Consider the following 26,254-nt stretch of genomic DNA (forward strand, 5'->3'; position numbering starts at 1 on the left):
GAAATCATGACCGCACGCCCGCCGGGTCCGGCGAGCGACCATCACCTGAATGTGGATGTGCCGCCGGAGGCGCCCCGATCGATCGTTACGCCTGCGCCGTCCGGGCCGCCGAAGTCGTAGTTCAGCGCGATGAAGAAGGTGCGCTGCGGATAGGGGTTCGGATTCACATAGGCCTTCCAGCGACCGATGTTGTTGACGCCGACCGACAGCCACCAATTCGGCTCCAGCCGGTATCTCGCCTTCATATCGAAAACCAGGATTTCGCTGTCCACATTGCCATAGTTGTTGTGGTTGAAGTCCGTGTTCGCGAAGGTGACGTAGGCCGGGGACGAATAGCGCAGGCCGAGGGCGAAGGACATGTCAGGATTGGGGCTGTAGCTCGCGACGCCGCGAAAGCGATATTTGGGCACGCGCGGGAATTGATTGCCCGCGAAAAGAATGCTGTCGAGATTGCGGCTCGAAAGATTGGTCTGGATTTTTGCGTCGGTAAGCGTGAAGCCGCCCTCGAAGTCCAGCCCTGGAATGAAAATGTCCTTCATGCGAGCCGCAACCTCAACGCCGCGAAACCGCACCTTGTCCAGATTGGCGTTCTGCGAGACCTGTATGCCGAAGGGCGAGAGCGCGGTCTGGCTGGCGATGGCGTTCCACCTATCGTCGAGAAAGAAGCTGATGCGCGGGTTGAAGAGACCGATCGCGCCGCCGAAGGCGTCGACTTTCCGATATTCTGTGGTCACATCGTAACAGGTGCAGATTTCAGGCTGCAGATTCGGGTTGTTGATGATCACAGAACTTGGGCTCGAAAGCGATTGGAACAGTTCGGTGACGGTCGGAAAACGATAGGCGCGGGCGATCGATCCACGCACGGAGAGTTCCGGCGTGAAATAGTGCTCCAACGCCGCCTTCGGCGAGAACGCGCCCTTATAGGAATTGGGGAAATAGGTGATGCTCGCGGCTCGAAGCGGAATGCCGACGATTGGCAGTCCGGTAGGATTGGATGGATTGCCGAAGCCGCCGGTGGCGTTCATGCCGCCAAAGGCGCGCCACCATTCGCCGCGCGCGCCAGCGGTGAATTTCCAGTCCGGCAGAGGCCGCCAGACTTCCTGAACATAGACGCCCTTGGTTTCGGTCTTGCCATAGTTCTGCGCCAGGATGCCCAGATAGTAATTGTTAGGCCAGGATATGGTGCTGGTCTGCTTCGTGGCCAGCGAATAAAGGTCGCCATGCGCGCCGAATGACACTTCATGCTTGCCGAGTAAATCCTGAGGCAGGCGCCAGATGAAGCGCGCGTCGCCGGTGCGCCAAAAGGTTCCGCCATTATTGGTGTTGCGACCGCGCGGATCGATATTATAGGCGGTGCCCGCATTATTGATGCGCGGTCCGTAGGATTGCGCGCTGTTGGTGTAGTCGCGGAGGAAATTGAATGACGTCGCCGATAAATCGTAATCGAAGACCCCGCCGGTATCTTGTCTCAGCTCGAACGCCTGCATCAGATGGTTGGCGGCGCCATGGTTGGGATTGACGCCGCCCGGCGTGACAGAGAACGGACCGAGCTGCACACGCCCGGTCTGGGTGTTGTAGATCGGCATGCCGTTCCTGTCGCGAATATAGCTTTCGACGCTGGTCGTATCATTCAGCGTCCAGAAACCGACCTGATATTTGGCGCGCACCAGCGGCGCGATGTCATAGGAGACTTTCACCTTCGCCAGATCCGTTTGCAAGTAATCGGCGCCGGCGGAATTGGTGATGATGCGCGGCCGGCCCTGCTGGTCGAAGTCCTGGTGTCCGCCAAAGAACGCCGCGCCTGAACCGGGCGTCAGGAAATTGCCGGGGAAGGTTTGCGCCTGACCCTGATTGTCGAGATGCTCGTACCCAACCCAGTAACGGAAATCGTTGATCCGATCGCCGATCAGCACATTGGCCACGCCGCCGAGATTGAGTTCCTTGGTGCCATAGAGACTGAACGGCTGCACCGCCGCGGTGCCCATGGCGTGGACCTCGAACTCGTCCGGCATGCGCGTCGTCATGGTCAGCACGGCGCCGATCGAATTGCCGGGATAGAGCGCCGAAAACGGCCCGTACATCACATCGACGCGCGAAATTTCGGCGGGCGAAACCATGCCCCAGCGCGGGGCGAAGTTGAAGCTGTTGCCGAGCAGATTCGAAAGCAGCACATTGTCGGCGTAGACCAGCGCCAGGGCGCTCTGAATCGTCCCGCTCGTGCGCGTCGAGACGATCGCGTTGCGATCGCCAATGAAGCGCTCGCGGACGAGAATCGACGGCATGTATCTGAATGCGTCTTCAGACGTCATGATATTCGTGGTTTTTTGGATTTCCTTGCGCGTCCTGCTCTCGACCACCGCCGGAATATTGGCCGGCAAGGTGCGGCTGAAAGGCGCGGGCTTTGGCTCGGCGTAGCGATCCGCCACCCCATTCCCAGACCCGGTCCCCGGCGACGGCGTCGCCGCGGTGACGCGTCCCGGTCCGCCGGCGGTATGGCCCGCCGGGCCGCGATGCGCGGCGGCCCGCGCGCCGCCGACGTTGATGGTGGGGAGCGCTTGCTGCGCTTCGGCGCCCGAGGCGACGAATAGGCTGAGCACGGAGAAGGATGCTCCTCCGAGGTGATGAAAACGACGGTTCATGACAGTAGCTTCCTGGCGATGCCGACGCGCGGACGCGCCATTGCAACCCGCGGCCAACTCAAGTTGGACGCGGCGAGGCGGCGCGCCGGACGGAATGTCGGCGTGTATCGATGTCGGCGTGTGGTGAATTGCGCGCAGAGCCCAAAGGATGCGCGTCACGCGCCGATGCGGCGCGCGCTAGCCTAATGGCGTCAGGCGGTCGGCGGCCCTCGCGCGCGCTCGCGTCTATCGGCGCTCGCGGCTAAAGAAGGAAATTCTACGAATTGGAAGCTGATCGGCCGATAGCTGAAAAACGCTGGAGCATGGTCGGTCCAATCAGCGCTCCATAGGGGCGGCGGCTCGGAGTGTCGACAACACGGCTCACAACCGTGATGTCGATGGGCTTTGTCTTGATCGCCCTGCCCGACGGTTTCGGCCGCCGGCAAAAGCCGACACGGAGCCGAAAGCGTCTGCTGCGCGGATCCCGATGCGGCGCGCGCCATGACAGCCGTACCGGCCACGGTCTGTGAGACCATGGCGAGCACAAGCAGCAGCGCGCGAAGCAGTGGGAGGCGCATTCGCCATTCCTCAGGAAAACTCAGCGATCAATCCTTTACAATCACTTGCGACATGACAAGACCTAACATATCGTACTACGATAAAAAAAGCTTATTATGTGTCAAATGCGTCACAGTCGGTTCCTGGTCGCACCGGGAACGAGCTTGAAGGCTTGAGCGCAGGTCGAGTCCGGCCTCCGGGCAAGTGCAAAACCTGGCTGACTCCAATTAAGTTCAGGCCAGAATAAAAACATCCGAGACAGGGTATCCGCGAGGTTTTTTGGATTATACGCAGCGGTGGAGTAGCTTATGCTAATTTATTTGACGCACAAGAAAATAACAGGGACGCTTGTTATTGTCGCTTGAACCGAGTGACATAGTTAGAATGCTTCTACCGGAGGAACTAAAGAGGCGCCGCTCAATGCCCTCTCTTTGAATCTGAAACGGAGGAACGCTATGCTTCGCAAAATATCCTTAGTCTTCGCACTGCTCGGCGCCTTCGCGCTGCCATCGGCCGCGCTCGCCGGACATGGCGGCGGTGGCGGCGGTGGCGGCGGTCATGGTGGCGGCGGCTGGGGCGGTGGCGGCCACGGCGGCGGCTGGGGCGGACATGGCGGCGGCTGGGGAGGCCATGGTGGTTGGGGCGGTCATGGCGGCTGGGGCGGACACGGCGGCTGGGGCGGACACGGCGGCTGGGGCGGACACGGCGGCGGCTGGGGACGAGGCCGCTACTGGGGCGGCCGCTGGTACCCCTTTGGCGTCGGTCGGTGCTGGAGATGGACTCCCGCCGGCTGGATTTGGGTCTGCTATTAAGCTGAAAATCCGACGCTCCGATCTCCAACTATGCGCCGCGCCGGCGCCGACGAGGAGATTGGGGCTCGGCATCCAGGAAAGCGCGGGGCTCCAAAAGCCCCACGCCAGACGAACGGGCATCAGGCTTCGTCGGTGATCACGCCCTGTGGTAGGGCTGGCCGGATAGAATCGTCATCGCCCGATAAATCTGTTCCGCCGCCAGAATGCGCGCCAGCTGATGCGGCAAAGTCATCGCGCCAAAGGAAAAGACCGCGGACGCCCGCGCGCGCACGCTCTCATCTAGTCCTTCAGCGCCGCCGATGGCGAACCACAGCGCCTTACGCCCCCGGTCTCTCTCGTCCGCGAGAAATTGCGCAAAAGCGGCGCTGGTTATCGCGCGGCCGCGTTCGTCGAACGCCGCTAGACGCGACTCTGGCGGCAGCGCCGCGAGCAGTCCCGCGCCCTCGCGCGACGCCCGCTCGGCAGCAGCCGCGGCCTTGCTCTCGTCGATCTCCCTAAGGTCGAGCCCTTCGAGGCCTAGCCGCCGGAACGCGCCGATGCGCTCGGCGTATCGCGCGTAAAGCTCTCGCTCCGGACCGGCTTTCAGGCGGCCGATGCAGATCAGGCCCAGTTTCATCCGGCGGCCCAGCAAGACGGGCGGACCGACAAGCGCCCAAGGGAGACGCTCGGTCGGCGCCGTCAGACCAGGCGAATCTCCACCGGACGGTCGCCGCCCCACATCTTTTCGAGATTGTAGAACTGGCGCACTTCGGGGCGGAAGATATGGACGATGACGTCGCCGGCGTCGATCAGCACCCAGTCGCACTGGGACAGGCCCTCGACGCGCGGCGCAACCACGCCCGCGGCCTTCAGGGCCTTGATCGCCTTGTCGGCAATGGCGCCGACATGCACGGTCGAACGTCCCGTCGCGACGATCATGTCATCGGCGAGGGCGGTCTTTCCGCGCAGATCGATCGAGACGATGTCCTCGGCCTTCGTTTCGTCCAGGCTGGCGAGAACCTTTTGCACGATTGAGCCGGCCAACGGCGCTCCTGCGCCAATTCCCGGCCGGAGCGGCACAGGATCCGCCCCCGGATGAACACTTGTCGACAGCGTTGCAACCCTCATGCTTCGCGGCCCAAAGCCCGCGAGTAGGGGGACCGCGCGACAAGGATGCGGCCCTTCCCAAAAAATTGCAATAGAAACGACGGTGTGCCGAGCGCCAACAAGAAAAAAACCCGGCTCGGGCGCCGGGTTTTTGAAGGCGGTTCGGGCTAATCGAGAGGCGGGAGGAACCTCAAAGCCGGAACATGCGAAGCATAATCGATTTGCGACGAAAACGTAGTGCGAATTTATCGTTAGCCGCTTCGGCGGGGCGAAAAGCGGGGAAAAGCCGCCGAATCGCGCCCCGAAAACCGCAGCGTTTGCGCAGAATCTGATCATGTTAACAATGTCTTGGGAAGCGCCTAATCGGCCCAGTGGTCAAATTACAACACATGTCAAGTTTGTTGCTAAAGCGCTGCTTTTCACGGGGTCAATTATGGCGAAATCATGGGATCAGGACCATGGAGCCGCTGGTGGCGCGTGATTCGAGCGCGGCATGAACCTTGGCCGCTTCGGCCAGCGGAAACCGCGCCGGTTCGCCGAAAGTCACGAAGCCCCGCTTCGCCGCACGGACGAGATCGTCCATCATCGCCTCATAATCGCGCCGGCGCGCGATATGGGTAAAGAGCGACGGACGGGTGGCGTAAAGCGAACCTTTAAGCGCCAGAAGGCCGATGTCGAAAGCGGCGATCGGACCTGACGCCGAGCCAAAGCTGACGAACATGCCGAAAGGCTTCAGGCAGTCGAGCGAATCGGGAAAGGTCGCGCGACCGACGCCGTCATAGACGACGTCGCAGAGCTTGCCTTTGGTCAATTCCCTTACCCGTTCGACGAAGTTTTCCTCCCGGTAGAGGATCGTGTGCCTGGCGCCCGCCTCTTCAGCGATCTTCGCCTTATCAGCTGAACCGACGGTGGCGATGACCTTCGCGCCAAGCGCGCTCGCCCATTGGCAAAGGATTTGCCCGACCCCGCCGGCGCCGGCGTGGACGAGCACGCGATGGCCTTTCTTCACCTTGAAGGTGCGGCGCAGCAGATATTGCGCGGTCAGCCCTTTTAGCATTATCGCCGCGCCCTGCTCATAGCTGAAGGCTTTCGGCAGATGGATCACTGAATCGGCGGCGATATTGCGCGCTTCCGAATAGCCGCCGAGCGCCCCGACATAAGCGACGCGCTCGCCGACCTTGAACGACTTCGCCTTTTCGCCCACGGCGATCACCTCGCCGGCGCCCTCATGTCCGGGGATGAAGGGATAGTCCGCCGGATAGGCGCCGGAGCGGCGATAGATGTCGATGTAATTAACGCCGATGGCGCGGTGGCGGATCTGCACTTCGTCGTCCGCCGGCGCCGGCAGATCGATCTCTTCCATGACAAGAACGTCCGGTCCGCCGGGCTGATGCACCCGTATCGCCTTAACCATCGACCTCTCCTTTCGCGACCGCGCCGCCCTCGCGAAAAAGCGGCAAAGCCATAAAATAGCACCCGGTCGCGACCAACGCCGCCTTCACGCCGAATGAGGCGGCCGTAAGGTCCTGCGCCACCGCCGCAATCGCCGCCGCGGCCCAAATGGCGGTGACGACGATGGTCAAGACGCGCAGGCGCTTGACGCGCAAAGGATGAATGAAGACGAGCGGCGCGAACATCAGCGCCGCCGCCGCCAAAATCAGCGCAAGACTCGCGCTCGCCGAAGGCCGCAGGACAAGAAGATAGAACACAACCACATTCCAGAGCGCCGGGAATCCGCGAAACCAGCAATCGGAGGTCTTCATGCGCCGATCGGCGAAATAGAGCGCCGAAGAGGCGCAGACCAGGGCGCTCGCCGCGCCGGCGACACCCGGCTCGAGAAGGCTGGAGCGCCACAGCGCCACAAGCGGCGTGACCACATAATTGAGAAAATCGACGACGAGGTCGAGCGCGACGCCGTCGATGAAGGGCGCCGTCTCGGTCACTTTGAAGCGCCGCGCCAGCGGGCCGTCAACCGCGTCGACGACAAGCGCGACGCCAAGCCAGGCAAACATGGCGGCGAAGCGCCCTTCCGCCGCGAGGAACAGCGCGACAATGCCGAGCGCCGCGCCGCTCGCCGTGAAAAGATGGATGGAAAGGCCGATGAGCCGGGAAGAGATCACGTTGGGGGCGCGGGTGAAATGTGAAGACGCTGAGCGCAAGACTACACCGCCGCGCGCCAGCGACCAAAGCCGCCTCGCCAAAGCCGCGTTGCTCGCGCTTCGAAACATCTGACGCTATAACAGTCGCAAGGAGACTGGGCGAAATGGAAACGGCGCAGGAAAACGGCACTTCGGAAATTCTTATCGCCGGCGCAGGGGCGACCGGCCTCGCCGCGGCGCTCGCCTTCGCGCGCGCCGGATTCAAAACGACGCTCGCCGGACGAATTCCACCGCCGCTGCCGGGGCGCACTGTCGCGCTGTTTGAAGCATCCGTCCGCTTCCTCGACGCGCTTGGCGCGCTGGAGCGCGTCAGGGCGCGGGGCTGCGCGGTCGAGGCGATCCATATGGTCGACGACACCGACCAGTTCCTGCCGGTGCCGGAACTCAGCCTGCGCGCCCGCGAGATCGGCCTGCCGGCGCTCGGCGTCAATGTGTCGAATGACGACCTCGTCGCGATCCTGCTCGATCTTAGTCGCGATCGGCCTGAAATCGAATTCGTCGACGCCGATATCGCCGATTATGAATTCAACAGCGACGGCGCCGTCGTCATTCTCGCCGACGGGCGAAGCCTGAAGGCGGATTTCATCGTCGCGGCGGATGGCCGCAACAGCCGCGCCCGCGCTGTCGCCGGCATCGACGTGAAGGAATGGACCTATCCGCAGATGGCGCTCACCATGCTTCTGCGCCATGAGTTTCCGCACGAGAATGTCTCGACGGAATATCACACGCGCTCCGGACCCTTCACGCTGGTGCCCTTGCCCCCGCGCGAGGATGCGCCGCATCGTTCGAGCCTCGTCTGGCTGATGAGCGTCGCCGATGCGCGGCGGCGGCTCGCCAAGCCGCGCGAGGAGCTCGAATATGAAATCGAGGATTACGCCAAGTCGGAACTCGGCGCGATGCGCATCGAAGGCGACGTCGGGCAGTTCCGGATGGGCGGCATGCAGGTGTCGAAACATGCGACCGGGCGTCTCGCTCTGGTTGGCGAGACCTGTCACATCTTTCCGCCGATCGGCGCGCAGGGTTTGAATTTGAGCCTGCGCGACGTCGCCGACCTCGAAGATTGTCTCGCCAGCGTCGATCTCAAGAATCCGCGCGAATTGTCACGCGCGCTGGCGCGCTACGACCGTCACCGGCGCGCCGACATCGGTTTTCGAACGCATGGCGTCGATCTGCTCAACCGGTCGCTGATCATTCCCTATCTGCCGGTCGATCTGCTGCGCGGCGCCGGCTTCATCGCGATGGCGGCGCTCGGTCCGCTGCGACGCGCCGTCATTCGCGAGGGCGTGTTGCCGCATCTCGTGCTGCCGCGGCTGATGCGCCGGCCGGCGCATAAACATGAAATCGACGACGCGCCGCACGGGCGCGCCGGCTGGCGATCTTGAAACCGCAGGCGACTGGCGCCGAATAAAGCGCGGCGCTATTTCGCGGCGATTTCGATTTTCTTTTCTTCCTTCTTGGCTTGAGCCGTTTTGGGCAGCGTGATTTTCAGCACGCCCTTTTCGAAATCCGCCGTGATCTTGTCCTGGTCGACGCCCTCAGGCACGCGAAACGCGCGCCGGAAGGAGCCGTAGCGGCGCTCCGAACAATAATAGCCTTCCTTTTTCTCTTCCTTCTCTTCGCTCTTCTCGCCGGAAATCGAAATCACGCCATTCGAGAGCTTTACGTCGACGCTTTTTTCGTCGAGGCCGGGAAGTTCGGCGGTGATTTCATAGCCGCCGTCCTTTTCGACGAAATCGACAGGCGGGCTCGCCGACCATTGCGACATCATCCGGTCGAACGGCTGAAACTCGGCGAGGCTTCGGCGCGACGGAAACTCGTCGAACAGGCGATCGAACTGGCGCCGAAAGGATTCCAAAGGATGCCAATCGAAAATGCCGGGCGGCTGATCCGATTGCTTTGACGCTGGCAGCTTGCTTTCTTCGGCCATGCTGATCTCCCTCGTGATCAAACGATCGCCGGGCAGCCGTTCTTCAGCAACGATGGAGCCGACGATCGATATGGAAACGTTAGTGAAGTGGCGCGTCAGCGATGTGACTTCAAGCCGAGCGTTTGCGCCAATTTGTCGCGATCAAGTTCGTCGAATTCTTCGAGCGACAACAGGCTGGCGTCGCCGCCGGACGATGCGGTGTTGATCGTCAGCGTTGTCTCATGAAGGAATCGCAAAAGATAATCCGGCCCGCCCGCCTTGGGTCCGGTGCCGCTCAAGCCGAATCCGCCGAACGGCTGACTGCCGACGACGGCGCCGATCATATTGCGATTGACGTAGATATTGCCAGCCGGCGCTTCGCGCGACAGCGCGCGAATGCGCTGCTCGATGCGCGTATGCATGCCGAATGTGAGCCCATATCCGCTGGCTTCGATCTCGGCGAGGAGTTGCGGCAGGCGTTGCGACCGCCAGGTCGCGACATGCAGCACCGGCCCGAAGATTTCTTCCTGTAAGTCTTTGACCCGATCGATCTTGACAATATGCGGCGCGACGAAGATTCCGGCTTCCGGCGCCGCGCCGGCGTAAAGTATTTTGCCCGATGCGCGCTGACGCGAAAGATAGGCGGCGAGTTTCGATTTCGCCTCGGCGTCGATGACTGGCCCGACATGAGTCCCGATCACGCGCGGATCGCCGACGCGCAACTCGCTCGCCGCCCCGATCAGGGTTTTCAGACAGGCGGGCGCGATCTCCTCCTGCAGGCATAAAAGCCGCAAGGCCGAGCAGCGCTGGCCGGCCGATCGGAAGGCGGAGGTCAAAACGTCGTCGACGACCTGCTCGATCAGCGCCGTCGAATCGACGATCATCGCATTGATCCCGCCAGTTTCCGCGATGAGCGGCGCGATCGCGCCGTCGCGCGCGGCGAGCGCGCGGTTGATGCGATGCGCGACTTCGGCCGAGCCGGTGAAGACGACGCCCGCCGTCAGCAAATCCCCGACAAGCGCGGCGCCGATCGCGCCGTCGCCGGGAACAAATTGCAGCGCATTTTTTGGAACGCCCGCCTCGCGCAGGAGCTCAATCGCCATCGCGGCGACAAGCGGCGTCTGCTCGGCGGGTTTGGCGACGACGGAATTTCCGGTAACCAGCGCAGCAGCGACCTGGCCGATGAAAATCGCCAGCGGAAAATTCCAGGGCGAGATGCAAACGAAAACGCCGCGCCCATGACGACGCAGAACATTGGCTTCGCCGGTCGGGCCCGGGAGCGGCATGTCGGCGCAAACGATGCGCGCCTGACCGGCATAATAGCGGCAAAGGTCGGCCGCCTCGCGCACTTCGGCGAGCGCGTCGTCGAGAGTCTTGCCCGCTTCGCTGTGCAGAAGCGCGATCAGCGGACCGCGTCGCGCTTCGATGAGATCGGCGGCGCGTTCAATCATCCGCGCCCGCGTTTCGGATGGCGTTCTGGCCCAGGCCGGGAATGCGCGCGCGGCGGCGGCCATCGCAGCATGCGCGGCGGCTTCATCCGCTTCGACCACCTGACCGACAATGGAGCCGTCGATCGGCGACGGGACATTGCGCGCCGCATTGCGCGTCTCGACGCTCGGGCGCGCAAAAGGCGATGGAAAGCGCGCGCGCGTCTCCTCAGTCAACGCCGCGAGCGCGCTCCGATCGCCGAACTCCACGCCCTTCGAATTAGCGCGATGCGGCAAATAGATGTCGCTCGGCAAAAGCAGGCGCGGATGGCGCGCGCGGTCCGGCGCGCCGAGCGCTTCATATGGGTCGGCGACGAGCGCGCCTTCCGGCGTATCAGGATCGGCCGCGCGCGCAACGAAAGAAGAATTGGCGCCGTTCTCAATCAAACGCCGCACGAGATAGGCAAGGAGATCGCGGTGCGGCCCGACCGGCGCATAGACGCGAACCGCAGCGTCGCTGATCTCGGCAAGCGACTCGTAAAGCGGTTCGCCCATGCCATGCAGACGCTGAAATTCGAAGTCGCGCCGCTCGCCCGCCATCAACAGAACGGCGGCGACGCTGCGGGCGTTATGGGTGGCGAATTGCGGAAAAAGACGCGGCTGCGCGAAAAGCCGCGCCGCGCAGGCGTCGAAATTGAGATCGCTCATCGCCTTGCGGGTGAACACCGGATAGTCGGCGAGGCCGCGCTCCTGCGCCCGCTTGATCTCGCTGTCCCAATAGGCGCCCTTGACGAGCCGAACCATCAACTGGCGATGGTACGCATCGGCAAGCGAGGCGGCGTAGTCAATCACCGCCGAGGCGCGCTTCTGATAGGCCTGCACCGCGAGGCCGAAGCCCTCCCAGCCGGAAAGCGACGCGTCTTCGATCACGCGCGCGACCACATCGAGCGAGAGTTCGAGACGATCCGCCTCTTCCGCGTCGATGGTGAAAGCAAGATCGCGGTCCTTGGCGAGGCGGGCGAGGTCGAGGACGCGCGGCGGCAATTCGCGCAATACGCGTTCGCGCGACATCGCCTCATAGCGCGGATGCAATCCCGACAGCTTGATCGAAATGCCGGGCCGCGCCGGCAGTCGCACGGCGACAGCAGAGTCGCCGATGGCGCGAATGGCATGGGCGTAGGCCGTAAAATAGCGCTCGGCGTCTTGCGCGGTCCGCGCTCCTTCGCCGAGCATGTCATAGGAAAAGCGCTCGCCCCGTCCCTCAGCGCGTCTGATCGCCGCTTCGATGGATTCGCCGAAAACGAAATGCGCGCCCATCAGCCGCATCGCCTGTCGGGACGCGGTCCGCAACGCTGGCGCGCCGAGACGGCGCGTAAGATCGGCGACCAGCCCGCGCGCTTCGGTCACATCGACGATGCGCGCCGAAATCCCCAGAGCGAAAGCGCAGGCTTGGACGAGAAGCGCGTCGCTCAATGATTCGTGATGGGAGAAATCGCCCTCGACGAGCTTATCGGCGAGGAGTTGATCGGCCGTCGCGTCGTCGGGAACCCGCAGCAGCGCCTCGGCGAGCGCCATCACCGCGAGACCCTCATGCGACGAGAGCGAGAACTCGTGGAGAAAGTCTTCGACGCCGCCGAGAAGATCGCGCCTGGCGCGAATGCCGCGCACCAGCGTCAACGCAGTTTCTTCCGTAGCGTGTCGCGTCGCGGCGTCCGGGCGCGACTTCAGGAAAGCCTCGGCGAAGCTCTCGTCGGGAGGCGCGTAAGGCGCCGCAAAGGGCGCCGGCCAATCGTCCATTCGACTCATTCGTCATGGATAGACAGCGCCCGAAGGCTGATCAGATCTTGTCGCCTTCCGATCCCGGCCGGGCGCAGCGCCATTTGGTGACGGTCAGTTGCGGGTGCTCGCCGCACCACTGAGCGATATAAGGCATCGCCTGCATCATGCAATTGTTGGTCGAGCCCGTGGCGGATTCGAGCACGATTTTGCGTTCGTCGCAGGCGGCGGGCTGCGCCAGCGTGCAGACGGTAAGGATGAGTTCGACGAAATTCATCGCAATCCCCTGGCTAAGCGCCCGCTCAGCGGACGTTTGCTTCTTAGCAAGGGTAATGCCGGTCAGTCCGGGGTCAATATCTCGCCCTTGCCATAGACCGCCGTGTCGCCGCCGTAGCGGCGCAGCTTCTGCGACAGGAGATCGGCGGCCGCGGCGCTGTGGTCGCGCAGGCTGCGGGCGAAAAGCCGCGCGAAAGTCAGCTCATGCGCGCCGCAATCGACATAGGTCGAGCCGAAGCAGCCGCCGCGCGCGAGCACGATCGAGCCGCGCTTGTTGAGATAGCCGATCCGGCCCTTAGCCTCGCCCAGGCAGAGAATCGTGCCGGCGATGACGCGGGCACCCAGATCTTCGCCGGCGTCGCCCTCGATGATGATAATGCCGCGGCGCAGCCGGTCGCCGGCGCGGGCGCCAGCCTTGCCGCGCAGGACGATCCGGCCTCCGGCCATCCCAGTAAGTTCGCCGGCGAGCGGTCCGGCGAGAAAATCGCCGGCGTCGCCCTTGATCTCCAAATCAGCGCCGAGATTGCCGGACGCCGTATGGGGCCCGGCGCTTCCGGCGACCGTGATCTTGCCGCCCTTGGCGAGGCGGCCGCATTGCGCGCCGACGTCGCCTTCGACATGGATCGCGAAGCCGGGCAGAAGTTTCGCGCCGAGAAGATCGAAGCGCGACGAGCCGCCTTCGTAGCGAACATTTCTTAGATCGCCCTCGGAAACTTTAAAAAGATCGCCGACTTTCGTCGAAATGCGCGTCTCGCCGAGCTCGATCGCTTCGATCTGCGCGATCGACTTTCCAGCGAGACGATCGGGCGTCAGCGGCGAAAGATCGACGCGCTGGGACGGCTCCTGACGAAGCGTGAAGGTAAACGGCTTCACGGCAGCAAATCCTTCAGATGATAATGGAACGGGCCGAGCTTGCCGCCGTAATTGCCGGCGCCGACGCGCTTGGCGCCCTGCTCCGGCCCCATCTCGATGATGGCGCGCAGCCCCGCGCGCATCGCTTCGCTCACCGCATTGTCAGTCAGCCCGTCGATGACGATTTCGAGCACGCAGCCGATATCTTCGTCGAGCGCGCTCTTCGTGACGCCGCGCAAAGTCGGACAGTACGCGTCATTGGTCGAGGCGCTCATGCCCTTATATTGCGAGCCGACCTTGGAGCCTGAGCGCACGATGCCGCCGGGGAATGGCGCAATCGCGTCGGCGACGCCGTCGATCGCCGAGACGGCGGCCTCTGTCGCGCGCATGGTCTTGTCCCAGTCCGCGCCCATGATCAAAAGATTGCCGCCGCCGACGGATTTCTTGGTCAGCCCGACCTTGCCTTCGCAGAAGAATTCGCCGTCCATCACCGGCACGCGCCAATAACGCCTTCCGTCGACGACCTTGGACATCTGCCATTTGTCGCCGAACTGGCGCACCGCGTCGCCGACCTTGATCTCGAATTCGCCGGCGACCGTCGAATAGACCGCCGAGCCAGGGCAAGTCAGCACGCATTGGCCGAGTCGATTGACGAGCTGCTTCTCCGCGTCCTTCGACGACATGGCGAAGAGCAGCGCCCGCACGCCCGGACGCCCGTCCGGCGTTTCTTCCGGCGGCACTTCGCGATCGATGCCGGCCTCGCAGCCGCAGCCGATGACGGACGTGGCGAACCCGGTCATCGTCAGTCCCGCCTGCCGCGCCCATTTGGCGTTCGGCGCGGTGATCAGAATGCCTGTCCCGCTCATCGGGAAGGCTTCGGCGAAATTGTCGTCTATCTTCACGCCGTTGCGAATTATATCCGGCATGGAACCTCCGAAAAGGCGTCCTTATGCGGCAGCGCGGCGTCGGGCACGTCGAAAATGCTGCGCGGCAGGCCGTAAAGATCGTCGTAATAGGAATCGAGGCGCTTGGTGATCTGCTGATCGTAGCGCGGACGAATATGCAGCGTCTTGCCGCGGGTGTAATGCGAGACTTCGCCATCGCGCACGACGAGATTTCCGTCCTTGAACACGAGGGCCGCGCGGCGGAACATGCCGGCGACGTCGCGCCCCGGCTTATAGACGGCGATGTCAGCGACCGCCCCGGCGCCAAGCCGGCCGCGGTCTTTAAAGCCGAACAGCTTCGCCGCGCCGGAGCGGCTCATCTGGGCGATTTCGTAAAGCGTATATTCGCGCGAGAGCGACGGCAGCGTGGTGTGCTCCAGCACGTCGGCCGGCAAGCGCGAGAGATATTGCGCGCGAAGGTCGGCGCTCATCAGCAGCGCGAAGAGTTCCGGATAGGTCGTGAACGGACCGCCGTTCGGATGGTCGGTGGTGAAGAACACCTGCTCGGGATTGTTGATGAGCAGGAACAGCTCCAGCCCCGCCGCCCATTGAATGGCGTTGTAGTAGTTCGAAATCTTGTAGACGTAAGGAACGATGCCGCCGCCATTGGCGTCGCCGTCGAAAATCGCGCCCTTCTTCGGGATCGCGCCCGGCAGGCTGTTGAACTGTTTCAGAACGTCCGAAGAAATCGTCACCGTGTCGGAGAACATCACCTGGCCGACATCGACGCTGACATTGGGATTCGCGTTGATCTTCTCGGCGAAGAGCGCGCCGGCCGACGAGAAGCCGTTCTTGCCTTCCTTGCCATAGGCATAGAACTGCACATGGGCGAGATGCAGCGGCAGGCCCTGCGCCGCGTCGATGGTCGCGAGCGCCGTGTCAATATTTCCCGCGATGCCGAGATTGTTCATATGGAGATGCAACGGATGGGCGACGCCCACCGCTTGCGTCGCCTTCTGCAAGGATTGGAAAATCTGGCGCGACGTCAGACCGTAAAACGGCACGACATCATCGAGCCCGAAGGCGCGCATGTTTTCCTTGAAGGCTTCGACGCCGCCGGGATTGATGCACTTTAGTCCGAGCGAACGGGTGTTCTCGACGGTCTGCGCGACATAATCGTTTATCGCGTTTTCCGTCTCGCCGTCGCGCAGCATGCCGAGCAGAAAATCGTCATTGCCGAGCACGGTGAGCGCGCCCTTGTCGATGATCGGCGCGTCGTTGAATTCGAGATGGGTCTGCAGCGCGTGATGCGGCGCCATCGCCGGCTCGACGACGGTGGTGAAGCCCATCTGCGCGTAAAGACGCCCGATCTCATAGCTCGACCATTTGGCGGTCGACAGCGGCGTGCCGGCAAGTCGCGCCCGAATCGCGCGATGAAGCTCCGGCAGTAGCAGCCGCGCCGTGTTCACATTGCCGCCGGCGATGTGGGAATGAATGTCGATCGCGCCGGCCATGACGATATGGCCGGAGACGTCGATCTCCTCATCGGCGCTGCGGCCGTCGGGACGCTCGACAATGCGGCCGTTCTCGAACCAGACGTCGCCGATCGAATCCTGGCCGGTCGCCGGATCGACGATATGGCCGCCGCGCAAAACTGTCAGCGCCATGCGCCCTCCGAAACTTCCGCCATGATGGCGTCGATCGCCTGCGCGACGCTCGGCGCGTCGGTCGGCGCGCTGGCTTTGCGCAGCGTCATGCCGCCGGTTTCCTGACTCATCAGCACAGAATCATGGGTGACGCCGGGCTGACCGACCTCAATGAAAAGCCCGCGAGACGGCGCCGCCGACGCCGGCGCGAGCGTGACGAGGGGAATATCGGCGCGGGACCAGCCCGGCTTCTCGCCGTCGAAAGCGGAAATCCACAGCGCGGCGTCGGCCTCGCCGCTGTCGACAAGGCGTGTGGCTTCAAAGCGCCACGGGTCGTGCTCCGGATAGCCGCGGCCAAAGCCGGTGCGCGGCGGAAAGCCTGTCATCCAGCCGGCGGTTTGCGTGACGCCGGAAGCGCCGCCGCGGGCGCCGATATGGACTCCGGTGAAGCGCGTCGTGGCGTTGAGATCGATCACCAGTCCCTGCATCATCTCGATCGCCAGAGCATCGAGCGTCGACGCCGACCAGACGAACACGCCAAAGCGGGCGTTGCGCAGCGTCTCGACGAGACCGTCGATGAGGCCGACCTTCGCGGCGTCGAGCGCGACGGGTCGTCCGCCGAATCGGGCGCGCCACGCTGCGAGCACATGCGAGAGTTCCTGCACGGAAGCCGGGATGATTTTGGCGCCGGGGACGGCGCTGGCTTCGCCCTCCGCCGGTCCAAGCCAGATTACCTTGCGGGGCTGCTGCGCCTGCGCGCCGCGGCGCGGCGGCTGATCGAGCGCCAGCCGCTCCAGCATGCCGGGCCACGCCTGCGTGAGGCCGGGGCCGATGAGCACGACGCAGTCGCCGCGCAGACGCGCCTCATTCGCCGTCGTCGTGAACATGCCGAAGGAGCGCTTGACGTCGATGTCGGCCAGCGTCTCGCGCGACGCTAGATGGTCGAAGGCGCCCTTCAGCCGCTCGGCCAGAAGGATCGCGGCGCGCGCGCCGGCGATGTCGGCGCCGAGGCCCGCGATCAGCGGAAAGGCTGCATTGTTGAGAATTTTGGCGGCATGCCGATAGGCGTCGTCAAGCGCAATCGCCTTGCCGTCGAGCGTCGCTGTCCCCATCCCTACCCCGATTTGCGACCTGTCCCGGCCAAGCTCAAAATAATATCGCTCGAATTAGCGCTATCCAATTGTTTTTTAGCGCCTACTCGCCGAGCCGGGCGGCTCCTCCCGCGTTTCGCTATGCCTAGCAGCCGTCACGTCGCCTGTCGAGACGTCCGGCTGCGTCATTTGCATCAGCGGCCGCCACAAGAGGATTTTTGACGCGCGGCGGAAGATATCGATTGTGCGCCGCATCCCATTTGCGCGGCGACGGCGATCATGTTAAATGCTGCGCCGAGCTTAAACCTGCGGGCGCACGCCAAGATAAGCAGGGCAAAGCCGAAGAGAGTCCCAAACGGAGGAAAAAATGGCCTGGACGACCCCCGTGATTGTCGAAGTTTGCGTCGGCATGGAAATCACCAGCTACGAGTCCGCCGAGATCTAAATCCGGCGCGGCCTTCGCCCCGGCGAAGGCGACAAAGAATTCCCGAATCGAGCCGGCATGAAGAGCGCTGCGCAAAGCGGCCGCGCTTTTCGAAACGCCGGCTCGAATCGTTTTTACGGCGATACGGCGGCGCGGCTGGCCGCCAGCGGGAGGCCTCAAAATGCGTCAGTCTACTTTTTTCATCGTCTGCGTCTTCGCACTATTCGCCGCGACGACCGCCCGAGCGGAAAGTGCAAACGCCAAGTCGCTCCTCGACGACGCGAAGCAGAATTTTCAGCCGATCGCCGTCCCCTCCCCCGCGAGTGATCCCGTGGCGGCCGCGCGCATCGAGCTTGGTCGACGGCTGTTTTTCGAAAATCGCGTGTCGATGGACAGCAATGTTAGTTGCGCCCATTGCCATCCGCCGGAGAATCAGGCGAGCGACGGATTGCCGAAGGCGATTGGCGTGTTCGGCAAGGAGAATCCGCGCAACGCGCCGTCGGTCTTCAACGCCGCGCTGAATTTCAAGCAGCATTGGCGCGGCGAGCGCGAGTCGCTCGAAGACCAGGCGGAAAAATCGCTGCTCGGCGCCGCAAGCTTCGGCAATCCCGATCAGGCGACGGCGATGAGCAAACTCAAGGCGATTCCGGCTTACGCTGACGCCTTCGCCAAAGCCTTCCCCGGCGACAAGGACCCGATCAATTCGCATAATTGGGGCGTCGCGGTCGGCGCCTTCGAGCGCACCTTGCTGACGCCCTCCAAATTCGACGCTTTCCTCGCCGGCGACGCCTCGGCGCTGACGAAGCAACAGCAGGCGGGCTTGCGCAAATTCATCGATCTCGGCTGCGTCTCCTGCCACAACGGCCCGGGCGTCGGCGGCAATTCCTTCCAGAAATTTGGCGTCGCAAGCGACTATTGGAAGGAAACCGGCGTCGCGGCGCCCGACAAGGGCCGCGCCGACGTCACCAAGAACGACGCCGACCTTTATGTCTTCAAGGTCGCAAGCCTGCGCAATGTCGCGAAAACATCGCCCTATTTTCACGACGGGTCGGTCGACGATCTCACCAAAGCCGTGAAAATTATGGGCAAGACTCAGCTCGGACAGGATGTGTCGGACAAGGACGCGGCCGACATCGTCGCCTTTCTCGGCGCGCTGACCGGCCCCGTCCCGGCGAATTATTCGCCGCTGGAGCCCTATCCGGACGCGCCAGGAAAGTAGGGCGGAGACACCCTCCCCTTGAGGGGGAGGGTCGCATTGCGAAGCAATACGGGGAGGGGTGAACACCCGGATGAATCCCTCAAAAGCGGACCGCGCCGCCACAAAGATTTGCGATGTCGCTCCACCCCATCCCGGCGCTTCGCGCCGACCTTCCCCGGGTGAATGCGCGCGCTCACGTCAGCCTGTGCTCAAGCGCGATGCGCATCAGCTCCATCGGCGTGCGGGCGCCGAGCTTTCGCTTCATGATCGAGCAGCTGTTGGCGATCGTCTTGTAGGAGACCTTCGTCGCCTCGGCGATCTCCGCCATGCCGAGCCCGCGTCCGAGCAGCCGTAAAATCTCCAATTCTCGCGCAGTCAGCGCCGAGAGCGGGCTGGCCGCCGCGCCGCTTTTTTCGAATGCGAGCCGGTTGGCGATTTTCGGCATGAGAAAAACGCCGCCTGACGCGACCTCGCGCACTGCCGTCAGCAGGAGATAGGGGTCGTCGTTCTTCGTCACATATGCCTTGGCGCCCATCTGGATCGCCCGCGCCGCGAAGATCGGATCGTCATTCATGCTGAAAATGACGATGCGCGCGGCAGGATCGGATTCCAGAATCCGCCGCGTCAGTTCGAAGCCGGAAACGCCCGGAAGCCCGATATCGACAACCGTTACGTCGGGCTTTTCCGCCGTGAAGGCGGCAAGGCCAGTCTCCGCGTCGCGCGCGTCGACGACCTCGATGTCGCCCTCGCCGGCGAGCATCGCCGCGCAGCCGGAAACGATGATCGGATGGTCGTCGACGATGAGAACGCGCATATTCGAATTGGCTCCACTGCCCCAATCTGCTGAACCGGCGGCAGGACATTGACGGCATTAAGGCCTTTCGTAAAGTCGCGCGCTTCTCTAGAGACAGGGCCATGTTTCGAAGGCTCTCCCTGCGCCTTCGCCTGTCGCTGCTGCTCGGCGCCGTGCTTGCGCTGGGATTGGCGCTCGGCGTCGGCCTGCTTGTCCTGCATGCCGGCGCGCGGGTTCGCGCCGAGGCCGACGGCGCGACGCGACTGGCGCGCGAACTTGTCGAAGCCACTCTGCCGCGACTCGAAGCGGCGCCGGATCCACAGGCCGAGATCGCGCGACTTCTCGCCGACGTGCGGCGGCTGCGCCATATCAACGTTACGCTCGCTGGAGAGACGACGCCAGCGAAGGACGATGTCGATCGCGCGCCGCGGTGGTTTGCCCGTCTCGTGCTGCCGAACGCCGCCGTAATGCGGATCGAGACCGGCCATGGCGCGATCCTGATCTCCCCCAATCCCGCCGATGAAATCGCCGAGATTTGGCAGGAAATCGTCTGGCTGACGATCGGCGGCGCCGGCATCGCGGCCGCCGCCTTTGGGCTGGTTTCGCTCGCCGTGTCCCGAACGCTGCGCCCCGTCGCGACTCTCGCCGATGGCCTGCAGCGTCTGGAGCGCGGAGAACATTCTCTGCGCGTTCCCGCCGACGGCTCGCCGGAATTCGTCGTCATCGCCGAGCGGATCAACGCGCTGGCCGCGACGCTGCAGCAGCTCGATGAAGAAAATCGCCGGCTGGTGCGGCGGATGATCCATGTGCAGGACGAAGAGCGCAAGGACATCGCGCGCGATTTGCATGACGAGATCGGTCCCTTCCTGTTCACTGTCCGCGCCGGCGTCGGCGCATTAGCGCGCCGCGCCGCCGCGCCCGGCGCCGAGCCGGCGCGTCTCGCCGAAGATTGCGCGCGCATCGATGCGCAGATCGCCGCTTTGCAGCAGGTCAACCGGCGCATTCTCGGGCGGTTGCGGCCCGCCGCGCTCGAAGAGATGGGACTCGCCGACGCCTTGCAGGCGCTGGCGCAGGGTTGGCGCGAGGCGAACCCCGGCGTCGCCATCGCGCTTTCGCTCGATGGCGCGTCCGGCGACCTCGAAGAAGGAATAGCGCTCACCGCCTATCGCATCGTGCAGGAAGGACTCGCCAATGCGCTGCGGCATTCAGGCGCCGAAGAGGTCGAGGTGAGCGTCGCGCGGGCAAAGGGCGCGTTGCATATCGTCGTCCGCGACAATGGCGCCGGTCTCGACGCGACGCGCGATCCATCGTCGAGCGGCGGCCTCGGCTTGCGCGGGATGAGTGAAAGAGTCGGCGCGCTTGGCGGCGCGCTCACGCTGACCAACGACCCGCAAGGCGGCGCGCGGCTTGCCGCATCGCTGCCTTTGCGCGAGGGCGTTGAATAGCCTCGTTAGGCTGAAATCCAGGCGCGCGCGTCGTCGGCTTGCGATCTTGGAAACAGCCTCATCTCGCCAGGCGTAATGAAGCTGAAAAGCTGCATCGTGTGCTTGATCCACTCGACGTCGGCAACCAGCGCGATTCGCTCCCAGCGGGAAAGATGTTCCATCCCAACCTTGAAATCTTCCAACATTGCGCCGGGATCGATTCCCGAGAAGTCGGGCGCAATCTCATAATAGACTCTGACCTTCTCATGTTTCTTGAGCGCATTCTCGACCGCCGGAACCAGGACGGAGTCATAATCCGCCTTGGTCACGCGACCGCTGCAGAGAATGGCAACGACATTCTCGGGGAAATTCGGCAGCCGCTCGATCACCGGCGTTCTCCCTAAATGAAGAGCGCGAGAATATATGGCCGCTGAGCGCAAGCCTTGACCCTTACACTTTCCGCTCTCGAGAACCCTGGACATTGCGCCATACGTAATCCCTTTGATGTGCTCGGCTGTCATTCCCGACGCGCGCAGCGCGATCGGGAATCCAGTGCAAAACCAGCGTTCTTGGACTGGCCCTGGATTCCCGGTCAGGCTTTCGGCCTGCCGGGAATGACACAGCCCAAGCGAACCGATCAGCTGGAATTCGTAGCAGTTCGCGCTTCCGCGAATGATTTGAAGACGGCGCCTGAAATTTTGTCGAGCGGCGATCGTAAGCGACGCGCGTGGAAAGCGCGCGCTAGTCGCCGACGATGACCTGATCTCCTGGCGCCACGGCGCCTGAGAGAATTTCCGAATACTCGCCGTCATCCAGGCCGAGGGTAAGCGGAACCGGCTCTGGACTTCCCTCCCGCAACGCCCAGACTCGGGCTTTTCCTTCTGGAACAGGCGACGCGCCGCGCGGCGAAAAGCTCAACGCCTCATCCGGAACTCTCAGCGCGTCCGTGCGGCGCGCCACAATGATTTTCGCGCTCGCCGACATTCCCGGCCTGAGCGCCATCTGCGAATTATCGACATCAAGAGCGATGTCATAGATCACGGCGTCTTGGGTCGTCCGAGTTAGGCGCAGCTTTGAGATCGAAGCCTCGAAAGCGCGGCCGGGAAAATTCTCGACGTAGACGGACGCCTTGTCGCCGACCTTGATTTCCCCCATATCGCGCGCCGGCGCGTGAGCCTCGGCGCGCATTTCCGCCGTCTCGCTGGCAATGGTGAATAGAGCGGCGGAATCGGCGGTCGCAGTCACTCTTTGTCCGACAGCAATATTCCGCGCGACGATGATGCCGGACGAAGGCGCTATGAGCTCGGTAGCGGCAAGATCGATCCTGGCGGCGCGCAGTAGCGCTTCCTGATCGTCAATCGCCGCTCGATCAAGAACGACTTGCGATTGCGCCGCATCATACGCCGCCTTGCGAGCGATGCGCTGACGACGAGATAAGGGATGGCGCCCTCTTCTGCGTTGTGCGGCATCGAACGCGACTCTCGTCTTTGCCATCGCGATCTCATTTCTGGCGAGTTTGGCCTGGGCTTGAATAAGATTGGCCGAGGCGGCCGCGACTGCTTCGGCGTAGCGACGGGGATTGAGCCTGGCGCAAACCGTTCCTGGCTGGACGGCCATATCCACGTCGCACGACACGCTCTCGACGATTCCAGGAACGCGCGCCGAGATCGCCGCCATTTGCGTCGGCTCGACCACGCCCGTCGCTTCGATCGTCCGCGTGACGGCGCCCCGCGTGATCTCCGCCGTGCGATAAGTCGGCGGCGCTTCTATCCGCTCCACCGCCCAATAGGCGCCAAAGCCGATCGCCGTCGCCGCCACGAGTCCAAGCAGCATTGTCGAAACTGACGCCTCTGCGGGCCGGCCGACGAAAGAGAGTTCGACGCGCGCGAGATGGCGCGCCTGTTCGAGCAGTCGATGTTCCATCAGTCGATAGGCGGCGAGCTTGACCGCGCTGGCGCCGAGAAATATCGTCAGCGAATAGGCCCATACCAGCGCCGCGAGCCGCCAGCCGGTCGGCTCCATGAACAGGCCATAGACAACCACAAGCGTGCCAATGAGCTGCGTCGCCTCGCAGGGAACGACGAGCTTCCAACTCGGCCAGGGACGCTCCCAGATCGGGCCCTTATTGCGCGTGAGATAGATCGTCATATGGCCGGACACGAGCAACTTCAAAAATATGAGCGCTTGGACGGTCGGCTCGGGAAGCATCAGATAGTCGCGCACGATCCAGAACAGTCCGAAACTTGCGATAACGCCGTAAACGCCGAGAACCGAAGCGATCGTCAGAACGCGCGCCATGTCCCAGCGCACCGGCTTTTCCGCCACCGGCGCATTGTCATAGGCGATCATCATGATCGGTATGTCATTGAGCAGCGCCAGCAGGACGACCATCACCGCCGTCACCGGATAAAAATTGAAGACGAGAATGCTCGCGGCGATGAACAACAAGACTCGGATCGTCTCGGCGATGCGATAGATCGCATAGCTGGTCATGCGCTCGAAGATGCGGCGCGCTTCACCGATCGCCGTCGTGATCACCGACAAGCCCGGCGCCGTCAACACCAGATCGGCCGCGGCGCGGGCCGCGTCCGTCGCGCCGCTGACCGCGATGCCGACGTCGGCCTGCTTCAACGCCGGCGCATCGTTAACGCCATCCCCGGTCATGCCGACGATGCGGCCGGCCTTTTGCAAGGTTTCGACGATGGCGAATTTATGCTCTGGAAAGACTCGGGCGAATCCGTCGGCCGCAAGAATCGCCGGCAACCTCACGCTCGCCGCCTCGCCGCGGAAAACCTTGTCGGCGACGACGATGTTCTGACCGAGCTGCAGTTTTCCCGCGATTTCGCGCGCGATCGCTTCGTGATCGCCAGTAACCATCTTGATGTCGACGCCCATCGCGCGCGTGTCTGCGATCGTCTGGGCGGAGTCATCGCGGGGCGGATCGAACAGCGGCAGCAGGCCGAAAAATCGCCACGCGCCATTCTCCTCCGCGCGCGCGACGCCGAGCGTGCGAAAGCCCTTCGCGGCGTCGGCGTCGACCTCGGCCGAGGCGACCCGCTTTGCGTCCTCCGGCATCTCGCAAAGTGAGAAAATCACCTGCGGCGCGCCTTTTGCGACGCGAATGGGCGCGTCGTCCAGCGTCAATTCGGCCTCGGTTCGCTTGCTGACCGGATCGAACGGATGGAACGCCTTGAGACGATAGCGCTGCATGTCTTCAGGCGCCGCGGCGAGAATCGCGGCATCGATCGCGTCCGGCGCCTCGCGTTCGGACGCGAGCGCTGCGACCAGAACCAATTCGCGCGCATCGACGCCTTGCGCCGGCTGCGGATCGCCGAGCGTTAATTCATTCTTCGTCAGGGTGCCGGTTTTGTCCGAGCACAATATGTCCATTCCCGCGAGTTCTTCGATCGCGACCAGACGGGAGACGATGGCCTTGAGTTTCGCCAGCTGCTCGGCGCCGACGGCCATCGTCACCGACAGCACCGCGGGCAACGCCACAGGTATGGAGGCGACGGCGAGAATAAGCGCGAATTGCGCCGTCTTGATCAACGGATCGTGACGGAACAGCCCGACGACGACGATGACCGCCACGAGCCCCATCGTCGAGAGAATGAGGAAGTTGCCGATTTTCAGCACGGCGCGCTGAAAATGTGAGACGGTCCTCGCCTGCTGCACAAGCCGCGCCGTTCGGCCGAAATAGGTGTGCATTCCGGTCGAGGTCACGAGCGCCGTCATTTCGCCGAGCTTGGCGATCGAACCCGAATAGGCGACGTCTCCGACTTTCTTGTCGACCGGCAGCGACTCGCCGGTCAGCGCCGCCTGGTCGACGCTGAGATATTCGCCGTCGATCAGCCGAACGTCGGCAGGAATGACCGCGCCCAACGCAATCTTGACAATGTCGCCGGGCACAAGCTGACTTGCCGGCGTCTCCGTCCATTGGCCGTCGCGCAGCACGCGCGCTTTTAGCGCTAGGCGCCGCTTGAGCAGCGCGATCGCATTGTCCGCCTTGAACTCCTGCCAAAAGCCGACGGCGGCGTTCACGACAAGCATCAGCAGGATAATCGCCAGGTCCGCCCAATGCCTCACCACCGCCGACAGGATCGCCGCGATTTCAATCATCCAGGGAATTGGACCCCAGAAGAAGCGGAGGAGGCGCGAGAACAGGCCTTCGCGGCTTTCGGCCAGCCTATTCTCGCCGAAGCGCGACAATCTGCGCGTCGCCTCGTCCCGCGTCAGGCCTTCCACAGGATTGGTCGCAAGGTCTTGCGGCGTGACATTCAGGTCGCTGCGACTCGCAGGGTCCATCAGCATTTTGCGCTCCAATCGAACGACCAAGCTACACGACTACAACTTCTCAACGACCGTTAGGGCATGCTCAAGCCGTGCTCTTGTGAACGACGCGCAAGGATGCATCCTTGGGCCGCGCTCGCGTCTGGTCCAAGCCTTCCGTTCGGCTCGCCAGTCTTTCGCCTCTTTGATGCGCGTCAACTCGACCCGCGTCGCTCTTCCGCTATATGCCGCTTAACGGTTGACGAATCCAAGGGCGACGCGTGTACTCGCAACATCTTCATTATCTTCCTCTGCCGCCGATCGTCTATGCGCTCTTGCTGGGCGCGCTGCTGGCGCTCTTCGTGCTGATCCAGATCGGCGTCCTCAGCTACGCCTATGGCCGCATCGGCCTTAGCTCTAAATCCGCGACGCTTATGTTGCTGGCTTCGCTTCTCGGCAGCTACGTCAATATACCGATCGCGCATTTTTCCGGCGAGCGCGTCGTGCCGCAGGAAGTGATCGACTTTTTCGGGAGGCGCTATGTCGTTCCCAAGGTCGTCGATTGGCCGGGCATGATACTGGCGGTCAATGTCGGCGGCGCCGTGATTCCGTTTTTCCTGTCGATCTATCTGCTCGCCCGCAACCGTATCTGGATTGTCGGCGCAGCGGCGACGGCGATCGTCGCTCTGGTCGTCCATCTCCTGGCGCGAATCGTGCCCGGCGTCGGCGTCGGCGTTCCGATCGTCGCGCCGCCGCTGGTTTCGGCGGCGCTGGCGCTCTTGCTGTCGCGCGACCATGCGGCGCCGGTCGCCTATGTCAGCGGCAGCCTGGGCACGCTCATCGGCGCGGATCTGCTCAATCTCGACAAGATGCGAGCGATCGGGACGCCGATCGCGTCGCTTGGCGGCGCGGGAACTTTTGACGGCATATTCGTCACCGGCATTCTTGCGGTGCTGATCGCGAGCCTGCCGTTGCGCCGGAAGCCTTCCGGCGTGTCGCACGCGCCGCCTTAAGTTCGGCTCTAGCCGGTTCGACGACGCCCGCGTTATATTCTT

At 63.3% G+C, this 26,254-nt stretch carries 21 protein-coding genes; 6 read left to right on the forward strand and 15 right to left on the reverse strand.

Going from position 1 to position 26,254, the window contains the following annotated elements; translation table 11 throughout:
* Positions 1 to 41 precede the first annotated feature (41 nt).
* Positions 42 to 2,639 carry a TonB-dependent receptor gene (locus U1E20_RS06490; RefSeq protein ID WP_409979780.1) on the reverse strand — a complete coding sequence of 866 codons (2,598 nt, stop codon included), beginning with the start codon at positions 2,637 to 2,639 and terminating at the stop codon, positions 42 to 44.
* A 992-nt stretch (positions 2,640 to 3,631) separates the two neighbouring features.
* Here U1E20_RS06490 and U1E20_RS06495 point away from each other — a divergent pair.
* Complete coding sequence (locus tag U1E20_RS06495; RefSeq protein ID WP_409979781.1) at positions 3,632 to 3,988, forward strand: hypothetical protein; 357 nt, start codon at positions 3,632 to 3,634, stop codon at positions 3,986 to 3,988.
* A 136-nt stretch (positions 3,989 to 4,124) separates the two neighbouring features.
* On the opposite strand, the gene rlmH is transcribed toward U1E20_RS06495, so the two are convergent.
* The 4 genes from rlmH to U1E20_RS06515 all read right to left on the reverse strand — a co-directional run bounded on the left by rlmH (position 4,125) and on the right by U1E20_RS06515 (position 7,233).
* Entirely contained in the window at positions 4,125 to 4,604 is a 480-nt protein-coding gene (rlmH, locus tag U1E20_RS06500) for a 23S rRNA (pseudouridine(1915)-N(3))-methyltransferase RlmH (protein WP_409979782.1), read from the reverse strand.
* Positions 4,605 to 4,666: 62 nt separating this feature from the next.
* Positions 4,667 to 5,095: a ribosome silencing factor gene (rsfS, locus tag U1E20_RS06505; RefSeq protein WP_409979783.1), complete on the reverse strand. Its 429-nt coding sequence runs from the start codon at positions 5,093 to 5,095 to the stop codon at positions 4,667 to 4,669.
* Positions 5,096 to 5,516: 421 nt separating this feature from the next.
* Positions 5,517 to 6,488 carry a quinone oxidoreductase family protein gene (locus tag U1E20_RS06510; RefSeq protein ID WP_409979784.1) on the reverse strand — a complete coding sequence of 324 codons (972 nt, stop codon included), beginning with the start codon at positions 6,486 to 6,488 and terminating at the stop codon, positions 5,517 to 5,519.
* Positions 6,481 to 7,233, reverse strand: a complete 753-nt coding sequence (locus U1E20_RS06515) for a CDP-alcohol phosphatidyltransferase family protein (RefSeq protein WP_409979785.1) — start codon at positions 7,231 to 7,233, stop codon at positions 6,481 to 6,483. The genes U1E20_RS06510 and U1E20_RS06515 overlap by 8 nt, the downstream gene beginning before the upstream one ends.
* A 104-nt stretch (positions 7,234 to 7,337) precedes the next feature.
* Here U1E20_RS06515 and U1E20_RS06520 point away from each other — a divergent pair, with 104 nt between their 5' ends.
* Positions 7,338 to 8,615, forward strand: coding sequence for an FAD-dependent monooxygenase (locus U1E20_RS06520; protein WP_409979786.1), 1,278 nt, complete (start codon positions 7,338 to 7,340; stop codon positions 8,613 to 8,615).
* 35 nt (positions 8,616 to 8,650) lie between these two features.
* Here the strand turns inward: U1E20_RS06520 and U1E20_RS06525 are convergent, their stop codons facing one another.
* From U1E20_RS06525 to U1E20_RS06555, 7 genes are all read right to left on the reverse strand, one after another.
* A complete protein-coding gene (locus U1E20_RS06525) occupies positions 8,651 to 9,160 on the reverse strand; it encodes an Hsp20/alpha crystallin family protein (protein WP_409979787.1) in 510 nt (169 codons plus the stop codon).
* A gap of 95 nt (positions 9,161 to 9,255) precedes the next feature.
* A complete protein-coding gene (gene putA, locus U1E20_RS06530; protein ID WP_409979788.1) occupies positions 9,256 to 12,363 on the reverse strand; it encodes a bifunctional proline dehydrogenase/L-glutamate gamma-semialdehyde dehydrogenase PutA in 3,108 nt (1,035 codons plus the stop codon).
* A 40-nt stretch (positions 12,364 to 12,403) separates the two neighbouring features.
* Positions 12,404 to 12,619, reverse strand: coding sequence for a hypothetical protein (locus U1E20_RS06535; RefSeq protein WP_409979789.1), 216 nt, complete (start codon positions 12,617 to 12,619; stop codon positions 12,404 to 12,406).
* Between the two features lie 62 nt (positions 12,620 to 12,681).
* The gene (locus U1E20_RS06540; protein ID WP_409979790.1) at positions 12,682 to 13,491 is read right to left on the reverse strand and encodes a formylmethanofuran dehydrogenase subunit C; all 810 of its coding nucleotides are present in this window, start codon (positions 13,489 to 13,491) and stop codon (positions 12,682 to 12,684) included.
* Complete coding sequence (fhcD, locus tag U1E20_RS06545; RefSeq protein WP_409979791.1) at positions 13,488 to 14,396, reverse strand: formylmethanofuran--tetrahydromethanopterin N-formyltransferase; 909 nt, start codon at positions 14,394 to 14,396, stop codon at positions 13,488 to 13,490. The genes U1E20_RS06540 and fhcD overlap by 4 nt, the downstream gene beginning before the upstream one ends.
* On the reverse strand, positions 14,384 to 16,021 hold the full coding sequence (locus U1E20_RS06550; protein WP_409979792.1) for a formylmethanofuran dehydrogenase subunit A: 1,638 nt from the start codon (positions 16,019 to 16,021) through the stop codon (positions 14,384 to 14,386). The genes fhcD and U1E20_RS06550 overlap by 13 nt, the downstream gene beginning before the upstream one ends.
* A complete protein-coding gene (locus tag U1E20_RS06555; RefSeq protein WP_409979793.1) occupies positions 16,012 to 17,112 on the reverse strand; it encodes a formylmethanofuran dehydrogenase in 1,101 nt (366 codons plus the stop codon). The genes U1E20_RS06550 and U1E20_RS06555 overlap by 10 nt, the downstream gene beginning before the upstream one ends.
* A gap of 346 nt (positions 17,113 to 17,458) precedes the next feature.
* On the opposite strand from U1E20_RS06555, the gene pqqA reads away from it, so the two are divergent.
* The gene (gene pqqA, locus U1E20_RS06560) at positions 17,459 to 17,536 is read left to right on the forward strand and encodes a pyrroloquinoline quinone precursor peptide PqqA (protein WP_083481414.1); all 78 of its coding nucleotides are present in this window, start codon (positions 17,459 to 17,461) and stop codon (positions 17,534 to 17,536) included.
* Between the two features lie 160 nt (positions 17,537 to 17,696).
* The gene (locus U1E20_RS06565) at positions 17,697 to 18,734 is read left to right on the forward strand and encodes a cytochrome-c peroxidase (RefSeq protein WP_409979794.1); all 1,038 of its coding nucleotides are present in this window, start codon (positions 17,697 to 17,699) and stop codon (positions 18,732 to 18,734) included.
* A gap of 172 nt (positions 18,735 to 18,906) precedes the next feature.
* Here U1E20_RS06565 and U1E20_RS06570 read toward each other — a convergent pair whose 3' ends face one another.
* On the reverse strand, positions 18,907 to 19,527 hold the full coding sequence (locus U1E20_RS06570) for a response regulator transcription factor (protein WP_409979795.1): 621 nt from the start codon (positions 19,525 to 19,527) through the stop codon (positions 18,907 to 18,909).
* A 101-nt stretch (positions 19,528 to 19,628) separates the two neighbouring features.
* Here U1E20_RS06570 and U1E20_RS06575 point away from each other — a divergent pair, with 101 nt between their 5' ends.
* Positions 19,629 to 20,951: an ATP-binding protein gene (locus tag U1E20_RS06575; protein WP_409979796.1), complete on the forward strand. Its 1,323-nt coding sequence runs from the start codon at positions 19,629 to 19,631 to the stop codon at positions 20,949 to 20,951.
* 5 nt (positions 20,952 to 20,956) lie between these two features.
* Here U1E20_RS06575 and U1E20_RS06580 read toward each other — a convergent pair whose 3' ends face one another.
* Positions 20,957 to 21,319, reverse strand: a complete 363-nt coding sequence (locus tag U1E20_RS06580) for an STAS/SEC14 domain-containing protein (protein WP_409979797.1) — start codon at positions 21,317 to 21,319, stop codon at positions 20,957 to 20,959.
* 352 nt (positions 21,320 to 21,671) lie between these two features.
* Complete coding sequence (locus U1E20_RS06585; RefSeq protein WP_409979798.1) at positions 21,672 to 25,241, reverse strand: plasma-membrane proton-efflux P-type ATPase; 3,570 nt, start codon at positions 25,239 to 25,241, stop codon at positions 21,672 to 21,674.
* Between the two features lie 239 nt (positions 25,242 to 25,480).
* Between U1E20_RS06585 and U1E20_RS06590 the strand changes: the two genes are divergently transcribed.
* Positions 25,481 to 26,212 (forward strand): DUF1614 domain-containing protein, encoded by a 732-nt coding sequence (locus U1E20_RS06590; RefSeq protein ID WP_409979799.1) that lies wholly within the window; start codon positions 25,481 to 25,483, stop codon positions 26,210 to 26,212.
* Positions 26,213 to 26,254: the final 42 nt, after the last annotated feature.

Source organism: Methylocystis sp. (assembly GCF_046349115.1).
GTDB lineage: Bacteria > Pseudomonadota > Alphaproteobacteria > Rhizobiales > Beijerinckiaceae > Methylocystis.